The 26,591-nt window shown below is 64.6% G+C and carries 26 protein-coding genes and 1 pseudogene; 19 read left to right on the top strand and 8 right to left on the bottom strand.

From position 1 onward, the window contains the following. Positions 1-53 precede the first annotated feature (53 nt). The 3 genes from IPL75_12895 (at position 54) to IPL75_12885 (ending at position 1,312) form a co-directional block, all read left to right on the top strand. On the top strand, positions 54-236 hold the full coding sequence (locus IPL75_12895; GenBank protein ID MBK9241133.1) for a hypothetical protein: 183 nt from the start codon (positions 54-56) through the stop codon (positions 234-236). Between the two features lie 274 nt (positions 237-510). After that, positions 511-822, top strand: a complete 312-nt coding sequence (locus IPL75_12890; GenBank protein MBK9241132.1) for a hypothetical protein — start codon at positions 511-513, stop codon at positions 820-822. Positions 823-922: 100 nt separating this feature from the next. Next, positions 923-1,312, top strand: a complete 390-nt coding sequence (locus IPL75_12885) for a hypothetical protein (protein MBK9241131.1) — start codon at positions 923-925, stop codon at positions 1,310-1,312. 146 nt (positions 1,313-1,458) lie between these two features. Here IPL75_12885 and IPL75_12880 read toward each other — a convergent pair whose 3' ends face one another. Next, positions 1,459-1,611: a hypothetical protein gene (locus IPL75_12880; protein MBK9241130.1), complete on the bottom strand. Its 153-nt coding sequence runs from the start codon at positions 1,609-1,611 to the stop codon at positions 1,459-1,461. Positions 1,612-1,878: 267 nt separating this feature from the next. Between IPL75_12880 and IPL75_12875 the strand changes: the two genes are divergently transcribed. Beyond that, positions 1,879-2,145, top strand: coding sequence for a hypothetical protein (locus IPL75_12875; GenBank protein MBK9241129.1), 267 nt, complete (start codon positions 1,879-1,881; stop codon positions 2,143-2,145). Between the two features lie 135 nt (positions 2,146-2,280). On the opposite strand, the gene IPL75_12870 is transcribed toward IPL75_12875, so the two are convergent. Further along, positions 2,281-3,942 carry a hypothetical protein gene (locus IPL75_12870; protein ID MBK9241128.1) on the bottom strand — a complete coding sequence of 554 codons (1,662 nt, stop codon included), beginning with the start codon at positions 3,940-3,942 and terminating at the stop codon, positions 2,281-2,283. 31 nt (positions 3,943-3,973) lie between these two features. Here IPL75_12870 and IPL75_12865 point away from each other — a divergent pair, with 31 nt between their 5' ends. The 6 genes from IPL75_12865 to IPL75_12840 are packed head-to-tail and all read left to right on the top strand — an operon-like array spanning position 3,974 to position 8,846. Next, entirely contained in the window at positions 3,974-4,819 is an 846-nt protein-coding gene (locus tag IPL75_12865) for a hypothetical protein (protein ID MBK9241127.1), read from the top strand. Next, complete coding sequence (locus IPL75_12860; protein ID MBK9241126.1) at positions 4,809-5,216, top strand: hypothetical protein; 408 nt, start codon at positions 4,809-4,811, stop codon at positions 5,214-5,216. Before IPL75_12865 ends, IPL75_12860 begins: the two co-directional genes overlap by 11 nt. Then, complete coding sequence (locus tag IPL75_12855; GenBank protein ID MBK9241125.1) at positions 5,183-5,437, top strand: hypothetical protein; 255 nt, start codon at positions 5,183-5,185, stop codon at positions 5,435-5,437. Before IPL75_12860 ends, IPL75_12855 begins: the two co-directional genes overlap by 34 nt. Before the next feature lie 10 nt (positions 5,438-5,447). Further along, positions 5,448-7,148: a TldD/PmbA family protein gene (locus IPL75_12850; protein ID MBK9241124.1), complete on the top strand. Its 1,701-nt coding sequence runs from the start codon at positions 5,448-5,450 to the stop codon at positions 7,146-7,148. Positions 7,149-7,162: 14 nt separating this feature from the next. Beyond that, a complete protein-coding gene (locus tag IPL75_12845) occupies positions 7,163-8,533 on the top strand; it encodes a hypothetical protein (GenBank protein MBK9241123.1) in 1,371 nt (456 codons plus the stop codon). Continuing rightward, positions 8,511-8,846 carry a hypothetical protein gene (locus IPL75_12840; protein MBK9241122.1) on the top strand — a complete coding sequence of 112 codons (336 nt, stop codon included), beginning with the start codon at positions 8,511-8,513 and terminating at the stop codon, positions 8,844-8,846. Before IPL75_12845 ends, IPL75_12840 begins: the two co-directional genes overlap by 23 nt. A 6-nt stretch (positions 8,847-8,852) precedes the next feature. Here the strand turns inward: IPL75_12840 and IPL75_12835 are convergent, their stop codons facing one another. Beyond that, complete coding sequence (locus tag IPL75_12835; protein ID MBK9241121.1) at positions 8,853-9,485, bottom strand: hypothetical protein; 633 nt, start codon at positions 9,483-9,485, stop codon at positions 8,853-8,855. Beyond that, on the bottom strand, positions 9,458-10,687 hold the full coding sequence (locus IPL75_12830) for a PQQ-binding-like beta-propeller repeat protein (protein ID MBK9241120.1): 1,230 nt from the start codon (positions 10,685-10,687) through the stop codon (positions 9,458-9,460). Before IPL75_12830 ends, IPL75_12835 begins: the two co-directional genes overlap by 28 nt. Positions 10,688-10,794: 107 nt before the next feature. Between IPL75_12830 and IPL75_12825 the strand changes: the two genes are divergently transcribed. From IPL75_12825 to IPL75_12795, 7 genes and pseudogenes are all read left to right on the top strand, one after another. Beyond that, positions 10,795-12,429, top strand: coding sequence for an N-6 DNA methylase (locus IPL75_12825; GenBank protein ID MBK9241119.1), 1,635 nt, complete (start codon positions 10,795-10,797; stop codon positions 12,427-12,429). A 1-nt stretch (position 12,430) separates the two neighbouring features. Next, positions 12,431-13,243 (top strand): hypothetical protein, encoded by an 813-nt coding sequence (locus IPL75_12820; protein MBK9241118.1) that lies wholly within the window; start codon positions 12,431-12,433, stop codon positions 13,241-13,243. Then, positions 13,240-14,181, top strand: a complete 942-nt coding sequence (locus IPL75_12815) for a ring-cleaving dioxygenase (GenBank protein ID MBK9241117.1) — start codon at positions 13,240-13,242, stop codon at positions 14,179-14,181. The genes IPL75_12820 and IPL75_12815 overlap by 4 nt, the downstream gene beginning before the upstream one ends. A 73-nt stretch (positions 14,182-14,254) precedes the next feature. Continuing rightward, positions 14,255-14,819: pseudogene (locus tag IPL75_12810) on the top strand (dienelactone hydrolase family protein). Positions 14,820-14,821: 2 nt separating this feature from the next. Continuing rightward, complete coding sequence (locus IPL75_12805) at positions 14,822-15,847, top strand: maleylacetate reductase (GenBank protein ID MBK9241116.1); 1,026 nt, start codon at positions 14,822-14,824, stop codon at positions 15,845-15,847. Positions 15,848-15,892: 45 nt separating this feature from the next. After that, a complete protein-coding gene (locus IPL75_12800) occupies positions 15,893-16,153 on the top strand; it encodes a ribbon-helix-helix protein, CopG family (protein MBK9241115.1) in 261 nt (86 codons plus the stop codon). Continuing rightward, entirely contained in the window at positions 16,150-16,476 is a 327-nt protein-coding gene (locus tag IPL75_12795; GenBank protein ID MBK9241114.1) for a type II toxin-antitoxin system PemK/MazF family toxin, read from the top strand. The genes IPL75_12800 and IPL75_12795 overlap by 4 nt, the downstream gene beginning before the upstream one ends. A 32-nt stretch (positions 16,477-16,508) precedes the next feature. Here the strand turns inward: IPL75_12795 and IPL75_12790 are convergent, their stop codons facing one another. Then, positions 16,509-17,315, bottom strand: coding sequence for a TIGR00266 family protein (locus IPL75_12790; GenBank protein MBK9241113.1), 807 nt, complete (start codon positions 17,313-17,315; stop codon positions 16,509-16,511). A gap of 71 nt (positions 17,316-17,386) precedes the next feature. On the opposite strand from IPL75_12790, the gene IPL75_12785 reads away from it, so the two are divergent. After that, positions 17,387-18,961, top strand: a complete 1,575-nt coding sequence (locus IPL75_12785) for an EAL domain-containing protein (GenBank protein ID MBK9241112.1) — start codon at positions 17,387-17,389, stop codon at positions 18,959-18,961. On the opposite strand, the gene IPL75_12780 is transcribed toward IPL75_12785, so the two are convergent. The 3 genes from IPL75_12780 to IPL75_12770 all read right to left on the bottom strand — a co-directional run bounded on the left by IPL75_12780 (position 18,937) and on the right by IPL75_12770 (position 25,272). Continuing rightward, on the bottom strand, positions 18,937-22,110 hold the full coding sequence (locus IPL75_12780; protein ID MBK9241111.1) for a glycosyl hydrolase: 3,174 nt from the start codon (positions 22,108-22,110) through the stop codon (positions 18,937-18,939). The two genes, IPL75_12785 and IPL75_12780, sit on opposite strands and share 25 nt — an antisense overlap. A 42-nt stretch (positions 22,111-22,152) precedes the next feature. Beyond that, a complete protein-coding gene (locus tag IPL75_12775; GenBank protein ID MBK9241110.1) occupies positions 22,153-23,943 on the bottom strand; it encodes a hypothetical protein in 1,791 nt (596 codons plus the stop codon). A 195-nt stretch (positions 23,944-24,138) separates the two neighbouring features. Next, complete coding sequence (locus tag IPL75_12770) at positions 24,139-25,272, bottom strand: hypothetical protein (protein ID MBK9241109.1); 1,134 nt, start codon at positions 25,270-25,272, stop codon at positions 24,139-24,141. Positions 25,273-25,356: 84 nt separating this feature from the next. Between IPL75_12770 and IPL75_12765 the strand changes: the two genes are divergently transcribed. Beyond that, positions 25,357-26,556: a hypothetical protein gene (locus IPL75_12765; protein MBK9241108.1), complete on the top strand. Its 1,200-nt coding sequence runs from the start codon at positions 25,357-25,359 to the stop codon at positions 26,554-26,556. The last annotated feature ends 35 nt before the right edge of the window (positions 26,557-26,591 follow it).

Genomic DNA, 26,591 nt, shown 5'->3' with positions numbered 1-26,591 from the left:
GCCGCGGCATGCGAAGTGTTGAACCCGCCGAGGCCCGGCACCAACATAATAACATGGAAGCCGTTCGCGCGGCACTGCTCGCGGTGAGCGATAATATCTCCCCGCGCATGGCCCGCATCTCACGCCGGCTCGCGGATCTGCTGGCTCCGAATGCGGCCGCGCGCTTGCTCGTCAGCCGACGGGCGTGGGGGCCCGTCGTGGATATCGCCTCGCAGACTGAGTGCGTCAGCAGGTGATCGCCGCCGCCAACGCGAGGTGTCGCGGCGCCTCTCGAAGCGACGCGGCGGCCCGGCTGACGGCCGTCGCCCTGGCGGGAACTCGCCACTGCACCGCCGCCGGGCCGGATCCTCGCCCGGGCTTTGCTCGGAGCCCTCGCCGACGCGCTTCGCTCAGGAGGCGGCCGGTGACGAGCGAGCGCATCCTTCGCGCGGCAGCCGTGCACTCATCGCCGTTGCCGCTGTGGTCGATCCTGCTTCCTCAGGGTCCCCCAGGTGCGACCGACGGGTGGTGGTGGCGCATGCGACGGCGTCCGACCTGATCTGGCCGCGCGGTTGCCGCGGCGCTGAATCGAGGTTTGCGGTTTCCCGAGTTGATGTGGCGGGCGCCGCCGCCTACGTCCTGGCTGGTTCCGACGTCCCCGAAGAATGGCGGCCTCCCCAGTCGACCGTGGTCTTTGCGGTCACGCCCGGCAGGCGTCACGCTCGGCCTGCGTGCTTGACCTCGGGTCCCGGCACAGGCCTCGATCGATCGGTGGCACCGGTCGTGGCGACGGTGTCCGTTGACGGCTCCGGCGATCGCGGTGACCGTCGCGCTCGTGGTTGAAGGCCTGCGGATTACAGGGTGAAAGCGTCGCGGGCGATGACTAGCGCATCACCGTGCGCTGACGTTTGTCCCGGCACGGCCCGGCCTCGCGCGTGTGCGCGTGGAGGCCACCGCCACCGGTCGCACTGATGCCGCGCGCCGATCGGTGCTCGATGTGACCCTACGTGTCTGGCGCGTCCTCGCGTTTGACGGCCGTCCCGCCTATGCCGCCACATTCGTGCGTCGGGCGCTCGAAACGGATGCGCGCTTCTCCCAGGTCACCACAGCCTTCGTATCGTCGCCGTCGCAGCGCATCCGCGGTGCAGACCGACCGGCACCGGCATCGCCCCAGCAGATCCGCGCGCGCTCGACGGCGATCTCGTGGTTGTGGGCGCAGCCGATGCGCTCGGGGCCAGTGAAGCGGCGTCCCTCGAGCGGTATCTGCGAGAGCGCCGGCGCCGTCGTTCTTCTGCCCGAAGGCACAGAGACGACCCCGTCCTGTTTCGACTGACGGGTCAGGCCCATGGCGGGGAGGACCGTCGCGCAGAACCGGTTCGGGTTGAGGGGTGGCGAGGGCTTCACGGCGAGCGAGTTCTTCTGGCCATGCGTTGGCCACCGCTCGCCGCACCGCTCGCGACATTTGGCCAGGCCGACCCATCAGCTGCTCGCCGATTTCCAGTGGCGATGCTCGTCGGCAGCGGGGCGAGTCGTGGTGAGCAGCACGATGGACGGGTGGCGCGCGCGTGCGGCCGCCGCCATTGGATTCTCGGCGTTCTGGCGTGCCACCGCCGCCGCTGTAAGCAACGCCACCTCCGCTCGTGAGCGTTGCACTGGCTCGGCGAGTCCTGGTGCCGGCGCAGTCGACGAGCGTCGGAGTTCTGTCGTTCTCGAGCGGGTCTCCACCGCGCAGATGCGCGCCACCTCTTGCGCGGTGTCGCCTGTTCGGCTCTGGCGTCATCATCGCCATCTGCGAATGGGGTCGCCCGAGTGGTTGAATTCCGCGACCTGACGTGCCGGGACGATACCGGCTCGACGTGACCACCGAATAGCGACGCCGCGGGCGCGGCCGAACTACTGGTGGTGGGCGCCGATGGCGATGCCGACGCATGGGTGAGCGCCGAGCGAGCGATGGGGACGGGCCTGGCGGCGATGGCCGCCTCGGCCCAGATCGGGGCGGCGTGCGTGCCAGAGGCGCAGTTGTCGGCACTACCCGCGCAACTGGCTGCCGCACTGGCCGCGCCGGTGCAGGCAGCCCTGGCGTCCCATGCGTTCAGTCTGGTGGCTCATTCCGTTCATGCGCGTGCAGCCACGGGCGAGTGGTGGCTGCGCCGCCGCCGCGGTTAGCGCTAGCGCACTCTCGGGCTTGAGGAACGGCCCGAGCTACGTACTGGTTCCTGTCCCAGAGCTCGCCGTTTCCCAACGTAGCTCGGCCGTTCCCGACGTAGCTCGGCCTGATCTTCAAGCCCGAGGCCTGTGGCGTCAGCGCGAGGGCGCGCAGCATCTGACGGCGGATGACATGAACGTGTCGATCGTGTAGACCTGATTGCCGGCGCGTGGCCGCGTGTCGTACAGAAAGACAGGTGTACTGACCTTCTGGTGGAACACCAGTGACGCGTCCGCCAGCCCGCCGAGCGGCGTGTTCTTGAAACGCGCTCGGAACCGCTCGACTTCCCACTCTTCAAGCAGGATGTACACGTCGTGGTTGCGGTCGTTCAACCAGCGCACCACATCGTCAAGCCGGTGGGGCTCAATCCAGTCATAACGCAGGGACCGGCGGCCGCCGTAATAGGTCACTGAGCCGGAATGCTGGCTCGAAAGAATCACGCTGCCCGGCCGCGTCATCGCGCGAACGGCGTGCGCGGCCGACACATAGCGAAGTTCGCCCCAGCCGACCCGGAATGAATCGTGTCCGTACGCGTAGTACAGGCCCCAGCCTCCGCAGAGGACCAGCGCCAGAATTCCGGCGCGGCCGTATGCGCGGCCGGTGGTGTTTGTGGCGAGCCACGCGGTGCCGATGGCCAATGCCGGCCAGGCCGGAAGGAGAAACCGCAGGTACCACCAGTCGATAAACACCTGGTGCGGCAAATGCGTCGCCAGCATGCACGCCGCAACACACACGAGCACGCTGGCCTGCATCAGGCCATGCGATTTTCGCAGCCATCCCGCCGGTATGGCCAACGCCGCCAGGCCCAACGCCACGAGCGGTGTGGGACTCTGCAGCAGCCAGGTCGAGTAGTTCCAGATGTTGGGGGCGATATACGACCACGAAAAAAAGCCATCGAGGTCGCCATAGCCGGACGCCGTCGGTGATCCGTACACCGATTGGTTGAAGAGGGCCATGCCGATCGCGCCGGGCGCCGCGCCCGCGCAGAAGATCGCGCATCGCATGGCGCGAGCCCGCCAGGTGGGGGCCTGACGATCGGCGAGAAGCAACCACACCCGAGGACGCCGACCAGTGGCGTGAGATTCGGCCGCATGAGCACCACGACGGCCATGGTGATTCCGGCCAGCAGTGCGCGGGTGCGTGACGTGTGCAGGCACCCCAGAATCGCCACCGCGCACAGTGCCGCCGCGGGCACATCGCTCATCGGTGACGCCATCATGTGGATGACGACGGGGCTGGTGGCGACGATCCACGCGGCGGCCGCACCGACCTGCGGTGAGCCCATGCGCCGGCCGATCCTGTGCGTGGTGGCCACCAGAAGGCCCGCCATCAGGGCCACCAGAGCCACGCTGCCGCATTGCCCGAGCAGCCACTTCGCTCCCGCGAAGAGCAGCGGCAGGCCCGGTGGATAGACCGGCACACTCGAGAGACCGCCAGCCGCCGGCCCGGTAGCCCAGTGGCGCGGCGATGCGCGGCAGGTGCAGCCACGGCGCGTCGCGCAGCCACTCCTGATCGATGGTCAAGTCCCCGGCGAGCCATCCGTCGGCTTGTCTGACGTAGCCGAACGCGTCGGAGCCACCTGCGGCACCGTGGTTGATCTGGAGCGACGTCCCTACGATGAGCACGGTGAGGGCGGCCGCGATCACCTGGGGCCTGAACAGGGCCCGCATCGCTGTCACGTCGGTGTTGACGCCGTGCCACCGCAGTCCGATGAGTCGGATGACGAAGAGCGCCGCGGCCAGGCCCAGCGGTCTCAAGGGATCGGTGGCTCGAATAGGGAGGCCCAGTATGTCTGCCCTGATGCCTCCCGCGAGCCAGGCCACCACGCTCGCAGCCACGAGGACCACGCCCGCGAACATACACCATGCAAGAACCGACCGCATCACGTTCTGGAGAATAGCCGATCGCAGTTGCGCCGACGCGGCGGACAGCGGTAACCTTCGCATCACCATGTATTCACGCGATCAGGTCAAGGCCATCACCGACAAGATCTTCAACATGTCCGGCGCGGACAACATCGAGGTGAATTTTTCCTCCTCGGAACGGTCGGGCACGCGCTTCGCCAACTCGTCAATCTCCGCCAATCTCGTGCAGTTCGATCAACAGTTGACGATCACGACGCACGTGGGCGCGAAAGTGGGCACGTCCGCCACGCGCGACTTCAGCGACACCTCGCTCAAGTTGACATTCGACGAAGCCATGACCAATGGCAGGGGCGCCCCCGATCGCGCCACACCACCCGTCCTGATGGGGCCGCAGGAGTACATTCCGGTGGACGCCGCGCTGCCGAGCGCAAAGAGTTTTGGTCCCGCCGAACGCGCGCGCATGGTGCGCACCAGCATCGACATCAGCAAGAAGATGGGCACGGTCGGGTCGGGCTTCATCCCGAAGAACCATCAGACGACGTGTGAAGCCAACACCAAGGGGCTGTTTGCGTTTTATGAAGTGGCCGACGCGAGCTTCATCCTGACGTGCCGTATGCCTGACGGGTCGGGTTCCGGCTGGGCCGGCATCACCGGCATCAAGGACATCGGCATGATCAACCCAGTGGAAATCACCGAGGTCGCGTCAAGAAGGCGCTCGACAGCCGAAAGGCACGAGCGCTGGAACCCGGCGCTACACCGTGATTCTTGAGCCGCGCGCGAACGCGCGATTCCTGTCGCTCATGACCGGCATCTTCGGTGGCGGTGGCGGCCAGTTCATGCAGGGAAGAAGCCGGGCGACAAGATCTTCCAGCGACTTGTTCACGCTCAAGAGCGACATCGGCAATCCGATCCTGCGGCAAACCACCATGCTGGGCGACAACACACCTGCGGCACCGGTGACCTGGCTTGAGAAGGGTGTGCTGCGTAACCTCACCGGCGGCCCCAACAGCACGAGCCCGAAGGCCAACGTCAACATGAGCCTGGTCATGGAAGGGTCTGACCTCAGCACGGCTGACATGATCAAGCAAACCAAACGGGGCCTGCTCGTGACGTTCTTCTGGGCATCCGCGGCGTGGACAACGCCACGCTGCTCAACACCGGCATGACGCGCGACGGGCTGTTCCTCATCGAGAACGGCGAAATCACCATGCCCGTCCAGAACTTCCTGTGGAACATGTCGCCGCTCGTGGGCTACAACAACGTGTCGCTCGTCGGCAAGCCCGTGCCCATGTCGATGGGCGAGTCGTACGACGGCGGCAACAGCGCGCTCATTCCCCCTGTGCGCATCGAAGACTTTTACATGACGTCGATTTCACCGGCCGTCTAAGGACACCATCATGGCTTTCACCCGCAGAGACTTCATCAAAACGGTCGGCGCCTCGGGCGTTGTCCTCGCGTCCCATGACCTCATCGGCGATCTGCTCGCGCAGACGCCCGCAGGCAATCCCCTGCAGTCCAAGTTCAAGGGCCTTGGAGACATGGTCCTCGCGCAGGCCAAGCTTGCGGGCTGCACCTACGCAGACGTGCGCTTCACGCGCCAGGCATCGATGTCTGTCAACGCCAACGGCAGCAACAACGCCGGTCGCGGAGGCGGCGGTGAATTCGGCGGCCGCGGTGGCGGAGGCGGCGGCCGGGGTGGTGGTGGCGGCGGTCGCGGCGGCGGTCGTGGCGGTGGCGGCTTCGGCGGTCCGCAGGGATTTGCGGCCTTCGGCGGGCGCGAAGGTTCGCGCGGTCCGGCGGGATTCGGCGTCCGCGTGATTCACAGCGGCGTGTGGGGCTTTGCGTCCAGCCCGATCGTGACCGAAGACGAAATTCGTCGCATCACGAACGTGGCCATCGACGTGGCCAAGGCGAGCGCGGTGGCCAAGACGTTTGATGTGCGGCTGGCGCCGGTGCCGGCCTACACGGCCCACTGGGTGTCGCCGATGAAGAAAGACCCGACCACGGTGCCTGTCACCGAGCAGCAGCAGCTCGTCCAGCGGGTCGTCGACATCGTCATGAAGAACCCGCAGGTCACGAACGTGAACTGCAGCGTGAACATGGGCTACGAGTGGAAGTACTTCGCGTCGTCTGAAGGGTCGTACATCGAACAGGAGATCTACGACACACAGCCGAGCTTCAGTGTGACGGCGCGGGTGGGTGAGGTGACGCAATCGCGGCAGTTCACGGCCGTGCCGAAGACCGCCGGCTGGGAAACCGCCGAAGAGTCGGAGATGATCGAAAACGCCGAGCGCATCGCGTCGGAAGCGGTTGAGTTCTGCACCGCGAAGCCGATTGGCGTCGGCGTGAAGGATCTGATCCTGTCTCCGTCACATGCGATGCTGACGCTGCATGAGATCGTGGCGCACCCCACCGAGCTCGATCGCATCATGGGGTATGAGGCCAACTACGCCGGCACGAGCTTCATCAAGGTGTCGGACCTCGGCAAGCTGAAGTACGGCTCCAAGCTGTTCAACATGACCTGCGACCGCACCATGCCGGGCGCCATGGGCACCGTTGGGTATGACGATGACGGCGTGAAGACGCAGAGCTGGCCGCTCATTCGCGAAGGCATCCTGGTGGGGCTGCAGACCAACCGTGAGACCGCGCACTACATCGGCGAGAAGGAAAGCCGCGGTTGCACCGGTGCCGGATCGTGGCGCGACTATCCCTTCCTGCGCATGCCCAACGTCCATATGGACTACGACCCGAAGGGGCCCTCGCTCGAAGAGATCATTGCCGACACGAAGGACGGCGTGATGATCGACGGACGCGGCAGCTACTCGATTGACCAGCAGCGTTACAACGGGCAGTTCGGCGGCAACGCGTTCTGGGAAGTCAAGAACGGCAAAGTGACCCGCATGGCCACGAACGTGACCTACCAGGCCATCACCACGGACTTCTGGGCCAACCTGAACGCGGTCGGCAACCAGTCCACGTGGAAGATGTTCGGCACGGGCGGCGACGCGAAGGGCCAGCCGACGCAGACCAACAGCATTTCGCACGGGTCGCCGTGGATGCGAATTGGAAAGATCCTCGTGGGCGCCGCGTTCTCGTAAGCCGATCCGGAAGGGTGATGCGCCTGCGCTGGCACCAGCCGATCGTCGCGCTTGGTGCCTATCTGGGCATCACCCTGGCCTTTCTCGCGCCCGTGCTGGGACGCCTCGGCTCCGGGCTCATCACGGCGCCGACCGCGATCCAGCCCATGGATCACCTGCAGGTGCTGTGGAATGCATGGTGGATCGAGCGGAGCCTCTTCGCCGGCGCCAACCCGTACTTCACCGACATGCTGTTCGTGCCGTACGGCACGCCGCTCGTCTTCCACTTCCTGACACCGATCCAGACGTCGGCGATCGTCCTGCTGTCGTCGGTCTTCTCCACTGGACTCTCATGCAACCTCGTAATCATCGCCGGCTTTCCCGTGGCCGGCCTCGGCGCGTACGCCCTGTGCCGCGTGGTCACCCGGCACCATTGGGCAAGCGTGGTGGGCGGGGTCGCCTTCATGTTGAGTCCGTTCATCGTGAGCAAGGCCGCCGCCGGCTGGACCAACATGCTCTACAGCGGGGTTCTTCCGTTGTATCTCGCGTGCCTGCTGCACGCCACGTCCGACACGCCGGCGCGGCCGCGACTGTCGAAGGTGCTGTTGGCGCTGAGTGTGGTGCTGTTGCTGTTTACCGGCGACGTCACTGTTGTGTTTGCCGCCAACGTCACCGTCTGCGTGTTTGCCTGGCGATGGTGGACGTCGGGGCATCTGGCGGCCACGGTTGCCGGATTCGGCCGTGCGCTTGCATTCTCAGCCCTCGTGGCGGTGCCGTATTTCGCCATGGTGGCGTACTACGTCTTCAGCTATGGCTTCGAGATTGATGTGGGGCGCAGGCTCGACTTCATTCCTGACCTCTGGTCATATCTGCTGCCGTTTTCGCCGACGTCGATCTACAGCGAATCGCTGAAGGGGCTGCACCTGTCCCCGACGGTGTGGACCGATCTCGGCCGTGTCGGGACGGCCTGTTATCTGGGGATCGTGGTCCTGCCCCTTGCGTTGGCGGGTTTCTGGTCGGGCCGCAAAGACCCAACGGTCCGATTCGTCGTGGTGCTGTTTTTCCTGTTCCTCGCGTTGTCGATGGGACCGCGGCTGCTAATCCTGCGAGAGGAGGTGCGGGTCGGCCCATTCCCGTTCGCCCTGCCCTTCATGCTGTGGGCAAAGATCCCGCTGTTGGGCTCGGTGGCCCAGTCTGGCCGCTATCTGGTGATTTCGTACATGGCGATGAGCGTCGGCGTCGCCGTGCTCACGGCCGCTGTCGCTGGTCGGGAGGGCCGGACACGGGCACTCCTCGCCGGGGCGCTCCTTCTGCTGCTCGTGTGCGCCGACGTTGCCTTCCAGATGGGAGTCAGGCCGCTGCCGCCCATGCCGAGCCTGGCCGGTGCCCGGCGGCGTTGTGCTTGACCCGCGCCTGCGAAGCAGTCAGACGATGTATTACCAGACGTCGCACGAACGGCCGCTCGCGGGCGGGTACCTCTCAAGGCGACCGGAGTTTGCGTTGCGAAAGTACCGTGAACTGCCCGGGTTCAATTGTTTGTACTTCGGCGTCCGTTCGGCCGATTGCGACAAGGACGCCATGTTGTCGTCGTTGCGTTCGCTGGATGTGACTAATGTCCTGCTCGACCCGCGTGACTGGCGTGGCGAGATGCTGGCGCGCTACGGCTTCCGCCAGCACTACGCCGATGTGTGGACGGTGGTGTGGGAGGTGCCGCGCTGACACGTGTCAGCGAGACAGCAGATGCACGCGCGCGACGTCATGCATGTAGCCGCCGACACGGGCGTAGGCGGCGGACGCCGCCAGACGGATTTCGGCAAGACCGCGCGCAGTGTCGCCCGTAGATTCCAGATACAGGCCGACATAAAGGTGAGCGTAAAACTCGGCTGACGGACTGCCAGCGGCCGCCTTCAGCACGTCGGCCGGCTCGAGTCGCCCCCGAAACATCAGATCGATTTCACGCATCGGTACGCGCCCGTCGGGGCCCACCGGCAATATCTTCGCCCTCGCCGCAGCAGGTGACTCGGCTTTTGCGACGCACAGGAAGTGCCACGCCGCATTCTCGACGTCGGCGGGATTGACCGTGCGATGCGATTCGAACTGCAGCCGGCATGCCTCGAAGCGGCCCGCGTGGTACAGCGCGATGCCCCGTTGCCAGAGCTGCGGCGCTGCCTCCGGCTGGAGTGCCGCCACGCGATCGAAACCCGCCACTGCCTCGGTGATGCGACCGGCCCGAAAGTGCGCGACCGCCAGGTCCAGGACTTGCCCGACCGACTGGCCGCTTACGGAAAGCGGTGCGGCGGTCAGCACCACCAGCGCGAGGGCGATCGCCCTCATCGTGATGCCCGCAGGTCCAGACACACCAGCGTGTCGTCGTTGCGCACGAAGAGAAACCCGCCCGCGATCGCTGGCAGCGCACGGACCGTACCGGGCAGAACGCGTGCTGACGCCTTCTGTCGGAATCCGTCCGGTGAGGCGTCGGCGATCACCAGTTCGCCCGATTCCCGCATCACCACCAGAAGGTCGCCGGCCAGCGTGATGCTTCCGGCGCGAAACTGATCGACCGTCCAGCGGACCTTGCCCGTAGCCAGCTCCACTGCGCGCAGGCTCGGCCCCTGTTCCTGGCGTCCGTGATAGCCGAACAGGATGCCGGAGTGGTGAACGCTGGTCGCGTAGTGCGTCGTGAGCGCGTCATTCGATGACCACAGTTCGGTGAGGGCCCCGTCGCCCATGCGGAAGACGCCCGCGCCAGGGCCGTACTCTGCCGAGATGAACACGCGGTCGCCAACAACGAGCGGTGAAGCGGCGTTGACCGACGACGCCGACCGCGATCGCCACGGCCGTTGCAGCACCACCTCGCCAGTGGCCGGCGCGAGACCAACCAGGCCCGCCCGGGTCAGGAACAGCGCGAGTCGTCGCCCGCCGACCGTCGTCATCACCCCGGACGAATAACTGGCCCCGTCCGTGGTGGCGGTCCAGAGTTCGCGCCCGGTCTTTGCGTCAAGGGCGACGATGCCGGCGTTGGGGCCACCGATGTTGGCGATGACGCGCCCATCTTCAACGACGGGTGACCCGGCGGCGCCGAAGAAGTTCTTGGGCACCCGATATCGCGCCATGGTGTCCACATGCCACAGCGCTTTGCCGCTGGCCAGGCTCACGGCGTGCAACTGGCCTTCAGCGCCGAAGGTATAGACCACGTCATCGGCCACCACCGGCACCGCCCGAGGGCCATCGTCGAACCCGAAGTCATCGCGGTAGGTGGTGGCATAGTCATGGCGCCACTGGGTGACGCCGGTCGTGGCATCCATCGCCTCGACCACCTCACGATTGCCGAGCCGCTGGAAGAGGATGACGCGGTTGGCCACGACGACTGGGCCGCTCAGTCCGTGTCCGACTGGTCTTCGCCAGACGGCCTTCGGGCCCTGGGCGCCCCAGCTTGTGGCAAGCGGCGGGCCGGCATACGCGCCATTCCTGGACGGGCCAAGCATCTGCGGCCAGTCTTGCGCCTGCACGGCAGACAGCATGGCCAGGGCCGCGATCGCCACCCTCGCTGTGTTTGCCATGCTGTTCCTCCCTGACATCGAGGCCGCAAGCGTAGCAGGGACGGCATTGGGGCGAAAGAGGCGCGTTGCTGGGACCGGCGGCTTTTGCTAACGTGACACCACCGCCAATGAGCAGCCAGCTCTCGCAACAAGTTCGCAAAGAGTTCGGGGCGTTTTACACGCCTGATCGGGTGGCGGCCTTCCTGGCGTCTTGGGCGATTCGGAGCCCATTGGACACGGTACTGGATCCGTCCGCAGGCGAGGGCGTCTTCCTGGTGGCTGCGCGACAGAGACTGCTGGATCTTGGCGGCCAAGGCGACCATCAGATTACCGGCATCGAGCTATCGCCGGAAACTCATCGAACCACCGCGCGGATACTCTCGACCCTCAGGCCGGAGCCGACAGTCCTACGAGGAGACTTTTTTGACTTCGCTTCGGCGACGTTCGGGTTGGTGACGGCGGTCGTTGGCAATCCACCATTCATTCGTTATCAGAGGTTTGCGGGGGAAAGCAGGTATAAGGCCCTGGCCCGCGCGGAAGAGGCTGGGGTAAAACTCTCAGAGTTAAGTAGCTCCTGGGCGCCGTTCCTCATTCACGCCACCACATTCATTGGAGCCGGTGGTCGGATGGCCATGGTGGCTCCGGCCGAGCTGGCTCACGCGTCTTATGCCCAACCAGTAGTACGGTTTCTTTGCAGCTCGTTCTCGAAGGTGAAGCTGTTGTCGTTTGGGCGGCGACTGTTTCCGGAACTTTCTGAAGACACAGTGCTGATCCTTGCTGAGGGACGCGGCGCCGAGTTCCAGGAGCTGACAGTGCACGACATCGAGGGGCCCGAAGCGCTCGCCACGATGAGCGACCAGACCCTCGAGTCCGGCACGGGGACATCTACCGGTGGATGGACCCCAGGCGTGACGCGGTTTGTTGAGCACCTTCTGCCTAGGTCCACGCGAGCGTTGTACGCGGAACTCGCTGCGCATCCCGCGGTGACCCGCCTGGGGTCAGTTGCCGACGTCGGCATCGGATATGTGACCGGAAACAACGAATTTTTCCACCTATCGGATGCCGAAGCCTCTAGGCGCGCGATCCCTCGACGCTTCCTTGTAAAGTCGATCAGAAATGGGCGCCGAGTGGTTGGGGCAGTCTTCTCGAAGGATGACTGGCGTGCACTGAACAGGGCGGGTGAAAGGAATCTGTTGCTCAGGATTCGGCCGAGCGATGAGGTCGTTGACCGTGCGACACTCGCCTACCTTTCGATGGGCAGGCGAGCCGGCGTGACCAAGGGATACAAGTGTCGAGTTCGGGACCCCTGGTACGCGGTGCCCCACGTCTATGTCGGCGATGCATTTCTCACGTACATGAGCGGAACGAAACCAAAATTGTTTCTGAACTCCGCAAGAGCGGTGGCACCAAATACTCTGCACGTCGTTCGGATGCGACGCGATGCCACCGCGACAGGGTCTCAATTGGTCGCATCTTGGTACTCGACCCTGACCGCCTTGAGTTGCGAGATTCAAGGCCACAGTTTGGGCGGTGGAATGCTCAAACTGGAGCCTAGAGAGTCGGCCCAGGTTCTGGTTCCGCTGCTGCCGACCAGCCCTCAGCGAGTCGCCGATCTTGATCGGGTGGCCCGGACTGGTGAGGTCGAGACTCTTCATGCTGATGTGGACCGCTTGATGCTGGACACGCTGGGGATGTCACGACGTGACTTGACGCGGCTGACCGAGGCAACGACCTTGCTTCGAAATAGACGGACAGGAAGATAAGATGGCACTCAGGGACGCAGTACTTCGAGCTGGAGTCATTCCCCCGGACACTGCGGCTCAGGCTGACAAGAAGGCATATTCAGAGCAACTCTCCCATCAGTTGGCGATTGAAGTTGCCGATTCGTTGCGCAGCCTGGAATTCGAGTCGATCAAACCCCAAAGACATCTGGTGGTCAAAGGCAAGAAGAAAGGACAGATCCAGATCGTCAAGGAGAAGGAGTTCCAGGGCGGCTTGGGTCCGAAGCGTGTTGATGTCTCGTACTCGGACGACCGCCACGGCCTGATGCTGGCGGTCACAATCAAGAGTCTGAACTTCCCCAGTTTTCCAAAGATCAAAGGCAGCAAGACTGAGTTCGACTACTCGGGAAAAGGGAACTTCTCAAAGAACATCAAGAACCGGTTCGGTGATCTCACGACCGAGTCGATCACGCTACATTTGAGATTCCCGTTTGCCGTTGTCTCTTGTCTCTATGTGATGCCGGTCAGATCTGACCAGGACAAGGGGAGTCAGATGAAGACGTCGACGTTCCAGAGGGCGGGCCGCTTGTACGGGACCATCACAGGCCGACGTGCGTACGGCGACCCGGCGGAGCGATTCGAGGATGTGACCTTGATGTCGTACCAGCCGTTGACGGGCGATGGGACGCCTGAGGGCGTGTGGGTGAAGCTCTATTCCGCAGGCACCATGAAGCCTGTGTCTGAAGAAGACTACTTCCTCAGCCTTCGTGAGCTGTACAACGAGCGGAACCCCCACGCCATGGTTGGCGAGCCGCTCGATGATGATGAGGTGGACTTCGAGGAACAACCAGAATGACTCACCACATCCTTGGGCTGCACCATGTGACAGCAACCGTTGACGATGCCCAGAGTGACCTGAACTTCTGCCTCGACCTGCTGGGCATGCGGCTGGTGAAGAAGACCGTCAACTTCGACAATCACCACGTGTATCACTTCTACTACGGCGACGAGCGGGGCACGCCGGGCACCATCTGGACGACCTTCCCCTACAAGGGCCACGGTGTGCGCGCAGGTGCCAAGGGCGCCGGACAGGTGGTGACCACTTCATTCTCGGTCCCCGCAGCGTCTCTCGGCTTCTGGCGCGATCGGCTGAAAGCGTACGGTGCGGAGGTCCGCGACGTCGCCACGCGTTTTGGTGAAGACGCGGTGGCCACCGTTGATCCGTCCGGCCTGTGGTTCGAACTCATCGGTACGACAGCAGACGCTCGAGTGCCCTGGACCGGAAATGGCGTTGACGCGGCCGAGGCCATCTGCGGCCTTCATAGCGTGACGATGACTGTGCGCGCGGCTGGGCCGACGCTCGAACTGATGACCGGCGTGCTCGGCTACAAGGTGGTCAGTCAGGAGGGCACGCGCACGCGGGTGGCCGCTGGTGGAAACTCGCCAGGTCACTTCATCGACATTGTCGAACAACCCGATGCCGCAGCCGCGATCAACGGCATCGGGACGGTGCATCACGTGGCGATGGCGATCGCCACGAGCGACGAGCAGGTTCGACTGCGTGAGGAACTCCTCCAGATGGGCGTGCGAGTCACCGATGTGCGCGATCGCTGCTACTTCCAGTCGATCTACTTTCGCGAGCCAGGTGGCGTACTGTTCGAAGTGGCCACGATGCAGCCCGGGTTTGACGTCGATGAGCCGCTCGCCTCCCTCGGCCGCGACTTGAAGTTGCCGCCATGGGAGGAGCCATACCGGAGGCAAATCGAACCCGGCCTCGACACGGTGGAGTACTGACGTGTTGCCACACGAAGGTCAGCCCGTAGTCGAAGCCGGAAGCCCGCTGGGGCAGGCGCCAGGCGCCGTCATCATGGTCCACGGCCGCAACGCGGCTCCTGAAAACATCCTGGAGTTGGCCACTCGCTTCAATCGGCCTCATCTCACATACCTCGCGCCTGCGGCGGCCGGAGGCACCTGGTATCCGTTCAGCTTCATGGCCGACGTGGCGAGCAATGAACCAGGCCCTGTCCTCAGCCCTCGACGTGCTGGCGGGGCTGGTTCATCGGATCGAGACCGCCGGCATTCCGCGGTCACGCATTGTCCTGATGGGATTTTCCCAGGGCGCGTGCCTGACGGCCGAATTCGCGATTCGCCAGGCGTCCCGCTTCGGCGGCGTGATCATCTTCAGCGGCGGCGCCATCGGTCCGCCCGGAACGACATGGCACTCCACCGGACGGTTCGATGGCACGCCGGTGTTTCTCGGGTGCAGTGATCGTGACTCACATGTGCCTGAACTGCGGGTCCTCGAGACAGCTGACGCGTTCACACGCCTCGGTGCGACAGTGACGACCCGGATCTATCCCGGCATGGGGCACCTGGTGAACGACGATGAGATCGAGTTCGCGCAGGGTGTGCTCGACGCCGTGGCGGTCTGAACATGTCTCAAACGCCCCCGCGCGTTGTGTTTGGCGCCGGGTCAATTGCGCGCATCACCGCCGAACTTGATGCGATCGGCGTTTACCGGCCGCTCCTGATCACAACGCCTGGGCGAACAGACACTCTGGAAACTGTCCGCCGCCACCTGGGCGATCGGCTGGCGGGCGTGTGCGACCGGGCGGCTCTCCACGTTCCCGTGGCGCACGTTCGCGAGGCCATTGAGGCCGCCGACCGGTCCAGGCCTGATGCGTTGTTGTCGATTGGCGGCGGGTCGGCGGTCGGCCTGGCGAAGGCCGTGGCCCTCGAGCGAGGCCTACCGATCGTCGCCGTTCCCACGACCTATGCCGGCTCGGAGATGACAAACATCTGGGGCCTGACGGAGGGCGAGCACAAGCGGACGGGACGTAACCCCGCGGTGCGTCCCCGGCTCGTCATCTACGATCCCGAGTTGACGCTGGACCTGCCGGCCGGCGTAAGCGCGGCGAGCGGCATGAATGCGATGGCGCATGCGGTGGAGGCGATGTGGGCCGCCCGCGTCAGCGTGGAGGCTATCCTGGCGGCGGGCACCGCCATCCGATCGCTGGCCCAGGCGCTGCCTCGAATCGTGGAGCAACCGTCCGACGTCGACGCGCGCCTGCTGGCGCTCCGGGGTGCGCACGCGGCAGGGGTGGCCCTTGAACTCGCCCAGATGGGCCTGCATCACAAGATTTGTCATGTGCTCGGGGGCACGTTTGGCCTGCCGCATGCGCAGACTCATGCCGCGGTCCTGCCGCACGTGGTGGCCTTCAATGCGCCCTCAGCGCCCGAGGCGATGGCGAGAATCGCGAGCGCGCTGGGAGTGGAAGACGCGGCTGTAGGCCTGACGGCCCTCAATCGTGCACTTGGCCTCACGGCCTCGCTCCGCGATCTCGGTCTTCGCGAAGCGGACCTGGACCGCGCGGCCGAACTGGTCGCCTCATCGTCGTATGGGAACCCACGGCCGGTGACCGTGGCCGACGTGCGGGGGGTGCTGGCGCGGGCCTTTTAGGCCCACCAACGGATTGCTCATCCCGCGGTGTATACTGTATACACCATGAAGACCTCAGCGCCATCCAGCGTCCTGACGATCCGTGTGCCGAAGGCGCTTGACCGGCGACTGACCGCCGAAGCGCGGCGGCAGCGCCTGACGCGCAGTGAGGCCGCTCGCGCCATTCTCGAGGAAGCCCTCAACGAACCAGCCGAGGATCCCGCGATTGCCGCGAGGCGGCAGTCGATTCTCGCCAGTCGCCAGGGCGCCGACAAGGACACCCTGAAGTTCATTGATCAGCTTGCCGACGACCGGGGCTGGCGGTGAAACGGGGCGACATTGTGGTGGTCGCCGCGCGAGGCACGTACACCGGTAAGCCGCGTCCGGCCCTCATCGTCCAGTCGGACCTGTTCAACGACACACACTCAAGCCTCACGGTGTGTCCGATCACGTCAGAGGTGATCGACGCGCCCTTGTTTCGGGTCAGCCTTCCGCCCGGGAAGCGCACAGGCCTCGACCGGCCCTCCCAAGTGATGGTGGACAAGATCGTGAGTGTGCCGCGATCGGCGGTGAGCCGGGCCGTTGGGCGGTGCGAGGGTGAGGAACTCGGAGCCGTGACCGACGCCCTCAGTCGCTGGCTCGACCTCTGATCGCCGCTGAGATGCCCAGCGGGGCCTGCCGTCTACCGGCCGTCGCCGTCGAGTAAACCGCCGAGGGCGCCCAGCACCGAACCCTCTTCCTTGCGGCCGCCCGTGAGGCCGGGCACCGCCGCCACGATTCGGTTCGCCAACCGGCTGAGCGGCAACGACTGCAGCCAAATCTTGCCAGGCCCCGTCAGAGTCGCAAAGAACAATCCCTCACCGCCAAACAGCGCCGTCTTGATCTTCCCCACGTACTGAATGTCGTAGTTCACCGATGGCATCATCGCCACGATGCAGCCGGTGTCGACGCGGAGGATCTCGCCGGGTTCGAGCGTGCGCTCGTGCAACGTGCCCCCGGCATGCACAAACGCCCATCCGTCGCCCTCGAGCTTCTGCATGATGAAGCCTTCACCGCCGAACAGGCCAACGCCGAGCTTCCGCTGGAACGCGATCCCCACGCTGACACCCTTGGCGGCCGCGAGGAACGAGTCCTTCTGCGCGATGAGCACGCCGCCAATTTCAGAAAGATGCACGGCGACGATCTTGCCGGGGTAGGGCGCGCCGAAGGCCAGTTTGCGCCGGCGATTGGTGCGGTTCAGGAACACGGTCATGAACAACGACTCACCGGTCAGCAGGCGCTTGCCTGCGCCCATGAGCGCACCCATGAAGCCGCCGCTCTTCTGCTGGGCTGACCCGTCGCCGAAGATCGTCTCCATCTCGATCCCGTCGTCCATGTACATCATCCCGCCGGCTTCCGCCACGGTCGCCTCGTTGGGGTCGAGCTCCACTTCGACGAACTGCATGTCGTCGCCAAAAATCTTGTAGTCAATCTCGTGCATGTTTGCCATGTCCGGTTCCGCCTCTCCGCACCGATTTTATGACAGGCCCCGCCCGCCCGAGCGGTGGTATTGTCCGCCACGTGAGCAAGCGCCTGGCCACCATCGTCACCCTCGGAGCGGCCCTGTTCGCGATTGCGGCGCCGATCATGCTGGCGGTGTACGTGGCCAACAAGACGGGGCGTGACGCGGAAGCCGGCCGGGCGCTCCAGTACGCGCGTGACATCCTGCGCCGGTCTGAAGTGACGGCCGACCAGATTGATACAGCGATCCGCAGCCTGGTGGCGTCGGTCCAGGGAGACCCGTGCGCGGAAGCGAACCTGCCGCTGATGCGGAGCATCGACCTGGCGTCGTCCTACATCCAGACCATTGGTCACGTGTCAGGAAACCGGCTCGTGTGCTCGTCGCTGCTGGGTGAAGCGATCGAACTGGGCCCCGTGGACCTGATGCAGCCCTCAGGCGTGAAGTTCCGGGCGAATGTGGCGATGCCCTTTGCGAAGGGCATCACCTTCATGGTGGTGGAGCGAGACGGATACGCCGCCATCGTTCACAAGGACCTGCCCATCGATATCAGTACGCAGGGGCAGGATGTGTCGCTCGCCACGCTGGCGAGCGCGCAGGGACGCATCATGACGTCGCGCGGATTCCTGAAAACCGAGTGGATCGCCGCCGCGCGGGGGAGGCAGGAAGCCACGTTTGTAGACGGCGACTATGTCGTGGGGGTCGCGATTTCGCAGCGGTATGGATTTGGGTCGGTTGCAGCCGTGCCGCTCCGGCATCTGATTGAGCGCACACGGTCGGCAGCGATGGTGCTGGTGCCGGTTGGGATGGCCGCGGGTCTGGCCCTGGCGTTTGCGGTCCTTCACTTGGCCAGGATCCAGCTGGCGATGCCTGCCGTGCTGCGCACCGCGATGCGGCGCGGCGAGTTCTTCGTGGTCTACCAGCCGATCGTCGACCTCCAGTCAGGCGCGTGGGTCGGCGCCGAGGTGCTGCTCCGGTGGCGCCGCCCGGGCGGAGAAATGGTACGTCCCGACTTGTTTATCCCCGTTGCGGAAGATGCCGGCCTCATCCGCCGCGTGACCGAACGGGTGGTGCAACTCGTGGCGGTTGATGCCTCGCGGTTGTTCAAGGCGCATCCGGGTTTCTACCTGGCGATCAACCTGTCGGCTGAAGACCTGCACAGCGAAGAAACCGTCGAATTGTTGCGCGGTCTGGCGAAGCAGACTCACGCAGGCCCGGCGAATCTCATGGTGGAAGCGACCGAGCGTGGGTTTACGCGGCCGGACCTGGCCGTGGATATCGTCCGCCGGCTCAGGGCTGACGGCATCCGCGTCGCGGTGGATGACTTCGGCACCGGGTACTCCAGCCTGTCGTTACTTCAGGCCTTCAAGTTCGACTGCCTGAAGATCGACAAACTGTTCGTGGACACCATCGGCACCGAGGCCGCCACAAGCCAGGTCGTCTCTCACATCATCGGGATGGCCAAGACGCTGAAGCTCGCGATGATCGCCGAAGGGGTGGAGACTGGCGAGCAGGTGGAGTTCCTGCGCGCGCAAGGCGTGCACTGCGCCCAGGGGACCATCTTCGCCGGGCCAATGCCACTACCGGCCCTCATGGCGAAGCTGGCCGCCCCTCATTCCTTCCAGATCGCGCCGTAGCCCAGATCCCAGAGCTTCTTGTTCAACGCGGGCAGGTCGGTGCCGAGGATGTCTTCGGACCGGCGCCTGAGCGCGGTCCATTCGGCGTTCATCTTCTCGAGCATGTCGAGCGACGACTGATTCACACGAGGCACGTCGCTCTCGGTCTGGTTGACCAGGAACAGGTAGTTGGCCGTGAACATGTTCACAAAGTTTTCCACGTCGTCGTAGGCCTTGGCTTTGCGCTGCACCATGGCGTCGTCCCACGCCTTCATTTTCTTGAGGAGGGCGTCGGCATCGCGCTTGACGGCCGCGAACTTGTCACCGGCCGGCAGTGCCGTGTGGATGGCCTCGAGCTGTTTCTGTTTCTCGTACAGGCTGTTGACGGCCTTGTGCATGGCCGTGACGTCGGCCTCCATCCTCGACATGATGGCGTGATAGTCGCGGTAGCCTGAGGCGGTGGTGGAGTAGAGCGGGTTGGCGAGAATTTCCGCCTCGGTCGTCGCGGTCTGCGCGCCCATCTTGAGGGTGAATCGATACTTGCCCGGAATCGCCTTGTGCCCGTCATAACTGGCCTCGATGTAGACGCCAGGCACCCCCGGGATGATGGGATACCGCATGTCCCAGACAAAACGGTTCAGGCCTTTGCCCTTGGGCAACGTGGCATCAGCGTCGGGGCCGCCGTCCCACTTCTTGAAGTCAGCCTTCTTCGAAGAGAACGTGCGAACGGCTTTTCCTTCCGCATCCGTGATCTCAAGCGTGATGTCGTCGGTTTTTGGCAGTTCGGGAAGCTGGTAATAGAGCACGATGCCATTGGCGGGGTTCACGCCGCGGAACTTGTTCGCTCCAGTGAACTCTTCGTCCGATTCGTTCAGCTCGCTTCCACCGTTGGCGAGAATCGCTGGCCCCGGCTGGAAGATCGAGAACGCGGGCGTGTCTTTCTTGAACTGACGAATCAGGGACAAGTCGTCGAGGACCCAGAACGCCCGGCCCGAGGTGGCCGCGATCAGGTTCCCCTTGTGGACACGCAGGTCGGTGATCGGCGTCACCGGCAGGTTCAACTGAAACGCCGACCAGTCTTTGCCGCCGTTCCAGGACACGAACGCGCCAATCTCCGTGCCGGCATAGAGCAAATCGCGTCTGACGTCATCCTCGCGCACGACACGCGTGAACGCGTTGCCCGGGATGCCGTTGTCGATCTTCGTCCACGTCGCGCCGTAGTCGGTGGTTTTGTAGAGGCCGGGCGCATGATCGTTGAATTTGTATCGCGTGGTGGCGATGTAGGCTGTCGCCTTGTCGAATGGCGAGACCTCGATCGCATTGATCAGGCATTCGGCCAGGCCCGGCGGCGTCACGTTCTTCCACGTTGTGCCGCCGTCCCTCGTCACCTGCACCAGCCCATCGTCACTTCCCGTCCAGATGACGCCCTTCTCGTGGGGCGATTCCATGACGTAGGCGAGCGTGCCGTAGTTTTCGGCGCCGACGGCTTCGTTGGTGTACGGGCCGCCGCCTTTGCCCTGTTTTTCTGCGATGTTGCGCGTGAGATCGGGCGAGACTTCCTTCCACGTCTTGCCCATATCCGAGGTCTTCAGCAGGAACTGGGCGCCGTGATAGTAGGTGTTCGGCTCGTGTTTGCTCCAGATGATGGGCGCGTTCCAGTTGTACCGGTATTTCATGTCCTTGGCGTCCATCGCCAGGTACTGGATCGGCGCTGCCATGATGTTGGTGCCCGCGGTGGCCTTGGTATCAAGGACCTCGATCGTGCCCTGGTAGCTGCCGCCGAGCACGTATCTCGGATTGTCGGGATCGAATGCCAGGAACGCGCTCTCGCCTCCGGCTGATGACGTCCAGCTGGAGGTGGTGATGCCGCCGGAACCCAGTTCACGACTGGCGATCGAGACGGAGGAGTTGTCCTGCTGGCCGGCGTAGATGCGGTAGGGAAACTGGTTGTCCACGTTGATGCGGTAGAACTGGGCGGTGGGCATGTTGCTTTGCACGGCCCAGCTCTTGCCGCGGTCGAAGGTAATTGAGGCGCCTCCATCATTCGAGAGGACGAAGTTGTCGGGGTTGGCAGGGTTGATCCACAAATCGTGAAAGTCGCCATGGGGCGCCGACATCACCGTCCAGGTCTTTCCGGCGTCGTCTGAGCGCAACATCGGCGCGCTCAGCACGTAGATCGTGTCTTCGTCTTTTGGATCGATGAAGAGTTCGATGTAGTACCACGCGCGCTGGACCAGGCGCGAGTCGCCCGAGACTTTGCTCCAGCTCTTGCCGGCGTTGTTCGACACGTAGAGGCCGCGCTCGTCCTTGTTCGAGTCGCTTTCGATCAGGGCGTACACCTTCTCGGGGTTCGACCGGCTGACGGCAATGGCCATCTTGCCCATTTCCTCGGGCAGGCCCTCCTTCATCCGTTCCCACGTCTCCCCGCTGTCCGTGGACTTGTACAGGCCGCTGCCGGAGCCGCCGCTGATGACTTTCCACGGGAGGCGGCCGTATTCCCACATCGCCGCATACATGATGCGCGGGTTGGTCGCGTCCATCGAGAGTTCCGAGGAGCCCGTCCGCTCGTCGACGAAGAGCACGTTTTTCCAGGTGGTGCCGCCGTCCGTGGACTTGAACACGCCGCGCTGCTTCGACGAACTGTAGAGAGCGCCTTGCGCAGCGACGTACACGATGTCGGGGTTCTTCGGGTGCACGATGATGCGTGAGATGTGCTGGGTTTCGCCCAGGCCCATGTGTTTCCATGTCTTGCCCGCGTCGGTGGACCGGTACACGCCGTCGCCATGGTGCGTCATGACGCCGCGCACGGCGTGCTCACCCATGCCGACATACACGACGTTCACGTCGCTTTCGGCCACGGCCACCGCGCCGACCGACCCGGTCTTGAAGAACCCGTCCGAGACGTTGCGCCAGCTGATGCCCATGTCGTCGGTCTTCCACAGGCCGCCGCCGGTGGTGCCCATGTAGTAGGTCTTCGGGTCGCCTGGCACACCGGTGCTGGCCACCGAGCGTCCGCCGCGAAAGGGGCCGATCGAGCGCCACTTGACCGGCTTGAAGAAGGCGTTGAGGTCATCCGTTGCGGCAGATGCCGTCTGGGGCGTGGTGACTTGGGCCGACACGGTCATGGCGGTGCCGGAGAGGAGAAACAGGAGGAGGAGTCGTTGTGACATAAGGGGTTCGCCGCCGAGATTATGAACGAAGACCGAAGGCCCTCACCAACGATACGTCAGGATCAGCGCCGGCACGGCGGCAAGCGTCCAGATCGCCAACGGCTGCAAGGCGGGCGCGAGTCGAGCCCGGCGGGCGAGGCGCCAGAGGCCCCACGGTGCGCCGCCCAGCAGGGCAGGCGCCGCGAACGGGTACCAGGCAGGGCTTGTCACGATCCACGCCAGGGCGATGACGATGAGCGTGGAGGCGAGCGAGACAAGTGCCGCCGCCCAGGTGCGGCGGACCCCGGCGAACCGCGACAGCCATGCGCCGGCTACCGTGGCCGCGATGGCCAGGGCACCCAGGCGCCACAGGTACGGCGTGACGATGGCCGACAGGCTCAGCGACTCCTCTTCGTCGGTCGCGCGGGATTGCAGCCGGGTCATGGTGGCGCTCATGCTCATGATGCGCGCCCGGAGGTCGGTGGTCAGTGACGGCCGGGCGAGCAAATCGTCGAGCGTCGCATAGGGCGCTGCCGCCAGGAACTGCGCGGCGATCGCCGGTGTGGCGCCCGGCACGGTGAGCCAGTCGAGCTCGGTGGCTGCGTTGGCGTCGAACGTGTGCGGGCGGGGAAGCCCCCGATATTGATCGAACAGGCTGGTGCCGGTGATAAACGCGTCGTTGGCCAGCCAGATTTCTGCCGCGTCAGGAAGGCGCTGTCCCAACAGGGCCTCGCGCGTGACGCGCTCAATATCCGGTGCGTCCTCGGGAAATTCCCGCGACCACGATCGTACGGTGTCTGCCGCCGTTGAGGGCCTCCCGGCGTAGAGCACCGCGAAGATCTTGAGGTAGACGTTCTCAAGTGGCGACACGCGGTCCGCCGATGTGCCGAACGACGCGTAGAACTCCCCGTCCCTGTATCTGGCCTGCAGAGCCGTGTCGGTCACGAGCCGCCAGAACAGGTGCGCGACCGCGCCGTCGATCGACATCATCACGCCCGCGGGCCTGGCTGGGCCCTGCGGGGTTCCCGGCACGACGTTCTGGACGAGGTACGCGCGGTACTTGTCTTCGCGCGCCAGCAACGAGGGGGGAATGGCCGGCGTGCGCGCAAAGAGGTTCGCCTTCACCGCGTGGTAGCGCTGCACCTGCTCGGCCTGTCCCCACCAGAGCATGAAACGCATCCGCGACGGTTGAATCGGCCACCAGGAACGCGTGAGGTCCCGCGTATACGTCTCCACCGCGTGATCCGCTTGCACACGCAGGGCGGCATTGTCGCGCAGCCGCTTTGTCTCATCGTCCGCGTCCTCATCGTCGATGGCCAGAATCTGTGCGTGCTCGGCGAACCCTTCCGCGAAGGCATTGACCGGATCTGAGCGCACGCCCACGGCGTGCATCTGATTGCCGCCGCTCCGCCGCGGTTCGCCGGCCAGCTGGTGGGCAATGACGTGGAGCAGTTCGTGGGGGAAGATCTGGTCCACGGCGCCGAATCGGCCCGTCAGGCGGGAGTTCCGGTGGAGGTCCACCCAACCCACGCCCGCTTTCTTCTCATCGTCGAGATAGAAGCCGAACTGTGGGAAGCCGCCTTGGCGATTCGAAAGCACGAGGTACGCGGGTTCGGGCACGCGGCCCGTCTTCTGGCGGAGGAACTCCTGTTCGAGCGCGTACAAGCGCAGGAGGCGGCCCGAGAATCCGCGGGTCAGCGCTGAAGTGGCGCGAGACGGGTCTTCATGGCGCCTGAGCACCGGCAGATCGTCACGCACCTCGTGCGTGGGACTCAGCACCACCAATTGGGCGTGGGCAGCGGCCGGCATGGCCACCAGGATCGCGAAGAGCGAGGCCTGTATCGCTGACGACACACCTCACTCTACGGTGATTCTCGGCGTCGAAATGATGAAAAAGGACGGTGAGTCATCGCCGATCGCGCGATGGCCCGAAATCCCGCGATCCCCCCATCCGCCAATTCCCATCAGCGATCCTCAATCAGCAATCCGTAAAATCCCGATCCTCAATCACTCAATCCTCAACCCTCAATTGCATGCCGGCTCCCGGTGTCATCGGCGCTGGATCGCGAACTTCTGCACCCGCCTCCCGGTGGACGCCTCGCCCACGTAAAGGTTGCCCTGCGAGTCCACGCTCATGCCATGCGGGCGCAGCATCTGGCCCACCTGGCGGCCGCCGTGGCCGAATTCGCCGACGACCTCGAGCGTGGAACGCCGAAGGACCCACACTTTGTGATTCGTGCCGTCGGCCATGTAGAGCCACTGCTGTTGGGCATCCGGTGAGAGCACGATCACAAAGGCCGACCCAGACGAGAGCGTGGCAGGGGCGATCACTTTCTCGGCCAGGAACTTGCCCGACTGATCGAACACCTGGATGCGGTTGCCGCGACGGTCGGCCACATAGATCCGGCCGTCGTTTGAGCCCGTCAGACCGTGCACCGTCGAGAACTGTGTCGGCAGGGCGCCGCTCATCATGGATTTCGGGTCGAACTTCGCGGTGTCGTCGGGAGGCTTGCCGTAGGCGCCCCAGTGGCGGAGATACTTGCCCGTGGCGCCGTCCACCACAATCACGCGCCGGTTCCGGTACCCGTCGGCGATAAACGCCTCGTTGGTTTTCGGGTCCACCCAGATGCCGGCCGGACCGCCCATCAGGGTCGTGTCGGCGCTTCCGGCATTTTTGTCGTACTGGCCGATGGTGAGCAGGAGTTTGCCGTCGCGCGTGAACTTCATCACACGGTGGTGCTGATAACTGCCAATCCAGACATGGTCGTTGTGATCCACGAAGATGCCGTGCGGGTTGCGCGGCCAGTTTGACGTGTCGTCCATCGGACCCGTGCCCCAGCCCTGGACGATCTTCCCAGTCGCATCGAACTCCAGCACTGTGGGTGCCGCTTGGCAGCACGTGGCGATGGGCGGCGTCTGCGTCATGGACGTCTCTTCCTCGGTCAGCGTTTCGGGAAGGTGCGTCACCCAGACATGATTCTTCGCGTCCACGAACACGCCAGTGACGGCGCCAAGGATCCAGTTGTTGGGCATCTCGAGCGGCCAGCTCGGATCCACTTTGAAGACCGGCGCCCCGGCCACCGGCTTGGCCTGGCCCGCAAGGGGAGGCCCCGTCAGGACGACGGCGAACGTGGCGGCACAGGCGACCAGCGCGAGCGAACGTGCAAGGGGGTGGTTCAGCATGCGCACACGATACTCATTCACCCGCCCGGCCGCAATCGGTCAGCCGACCTTGCCAGGCCAGCCTGGAGGCGTATTATCTCGCCCATGACGCTCTTCAATCGCTTCCAGAGTCTTGACGCCCCATTCGCCTTCGTCGGCATGCTGGCGGTGGGGTATCTGTCGCTGTCGGGCCAGTACGTGATCATCGGCCGCGATACGCTCGCCACTCTAGCCTCGTCGTGCGATCCCGGCGATCGGCCGGAATGGAATGGCAAGGCGTGGGAGTGCGAGCCCCGCGGCCTGGCGCCGCTCAAGCGGTCTGGCCCGGGCACCGTGTTTGAAGCCGGGTCAGAGGCCGAGCCGTCCACAGCCAAGTACGCCATGACGGTGGTCGATCATCCGTTCGAATCGCCGTTCCCCTACATCGACAAGACCATGCAGCTTGGCTACAACTCCAAAGACGGCCTCCGGAACAGCTCGACGGAGGCTGCGGTGTATCTGCAGTTCGAAAGCAAATACCAGCTCAACAATTCTCCCGACCCCGGCCAGAAGGTCTATGAGACGCACCTGACAGGCGTAGACACGAAGGGCGTGGAGCATCGCCACTACTCCAACGCATCCGCCTGGGATGGGTCGTTCGGCATCACCTCGATTGCCGCGACGACGCTGAATTTCATGAACTGGAATGACGTGCTGCTCGCACAACTGCTCGACAGGGAGTTCGCCGCGAATGTGCCCCTGGTGAATGCGACCGACGCGAACGTGAAGTTCCAGGTGACCAACGCAGACCGGTCGGCCACGAATTTCCGGATCGCAGACTCGGGCAACTCCATGCGGCACGCGTTGACGATCGATGCGGGCACCAGGGACGCGCTGAACATCACCAACACGGATGGCAACTCAACCCACCTGACGATAAGGTCGGGCGCAAGCAACGCCAACTTCGCGCAGCTGGTGCAGGACGCGACAGCCACCGGCGACTTCGCCATCGTCACCGGCGTGCCGGCGGCCGCCATCAAGATGCTCACCGGCACGGCCGGGTTCAAGGTGCAGACCCCGACGTTCGGCGCGGCGCTGGAAGTGACAGACGATGGCGTCACGCGGGCCCGGGGGGGCCTTGAGGTGACCGGGGCGGTCTATAGCGGATCCACCAGCGGGCCGTCGTGGACGTCGGGCGCCGGGAGTCCCGAGGGCGTGTTGGCCGCACCGGTTGGCAGCATGTATTCGCGCACGGACGGCGGTCCTGGTACCACGTTGTACGTCAAAGAGCAGGGCACGGGGAACACGGGCTGGGTGGCCAAGTAGAAACTTGTCAGCGCGTTACAGAATCGACGCTTGCC

It is taken from the genome of Acidobacteriota bacterium (assembly GCA_016716905.1).
GTDB lineage: Bacteria > Acidobacteriota > Vicinamibacteria > Vicinamibacterales > SCN-69-37 > SYFT01.
This window is presented reverse-complemented; position numbering and strand designations above follow the sequence as displayed.

Excerpts from the sequence above, each read along its gene's own strand:
- IPL75_12895 (MBK9241133.1), top strand. The coding sequence starts at position 54 with ATGGAAGCCGTTCGCGCGGCACTGCTCGCGGTGAGCGATAATATCTCC.
- IPL75_12865 (MBK9241127.1), top strand. The coding sequence starts at position 3,974 with ATGTCTGCCCTGATGCCTCCCGCGAGCCAGGCCACCACGCTCGCAGCC.
- IPL75_12850 (MBK9241124.1), top strand. The coding sequence starts at position 5,448 with ATGGCTTTCACCCGCAGAGACTTCATCAAAACGGTCGGCGCCTCGGGC.
- IPL75_12830 (MBK9241120.1), bottom strand. The coding sequence starts at position 10,687 with ATGGCAAACACAGCGAGGGTGGCGATCGCGGCCCTGGCCATGCTGTCT.
- IPL75_12825 (MBK9241119.1), top strand. The coding sequence starts at position 10,795 with ATGAGCAGCCAGCTCTCGCAACAAGTTCGCAAAGAGTTCGGGGCGTTT.
- IPL75_12820 (MBK9241118.1), top strand. The coding sequence starts at position 12,431 with ATGGCACTCAGGGACGCAGTACTTCGAGCTGGAGTCATTCCCCCGGAC.
- IPL75_12815 (MBK9241117.1), top strand. The coding sequence starts at position 13,240 with ATGACTCACCACATCCTTGGGCTGCACCATGTGACAGCAACCGTTGAC.
- IPL75_12805 (MBK9241116.1), top strand. The coding sequence starts at position 14,822 with ATGTCTCAAACGCCCCCGCGCGTTGTGTTTGGCGCCGGGTCAATTGCG.
- IPL75_12800 (MBK9241115.1), top strand. The coding sequence starts at position 15,893 with ATGAAGACCTCAGCGCCATCCAGCGTCCTGACGATCCGTGTGCCGAAG.
- IPL75_12790 (MBK9241113.1), bottom strand. The coding sequence starts at position 17,315 with ATGGCAAACATGCACGAGATTGACTACAAGATTTTTGGCGACGACATG.
- IPL75_12780 (MBK9241111.1), bottom strand. The coding sequence starts at position 22,110 with ATGTCACAACGACTCCTCCTCCTGTTTCTCCTCTCCGGCACCGCCATG.
- IPL75_12770 (MBK9241109.1), bottom strand. The coding sequence starts at position 25,272 with ATGCTGAACCACCCCCTTGCACGTTCGCTCGCGCTGGTCGCCTGTGCC.
- IPL75_12765 (MBK9241108.1), top strand. The coding sequence starts at position 25,357 with ATGACGCTCTTCAATCGCTTCCAGAGTCTTGACGCCCCATTCGCCTTC.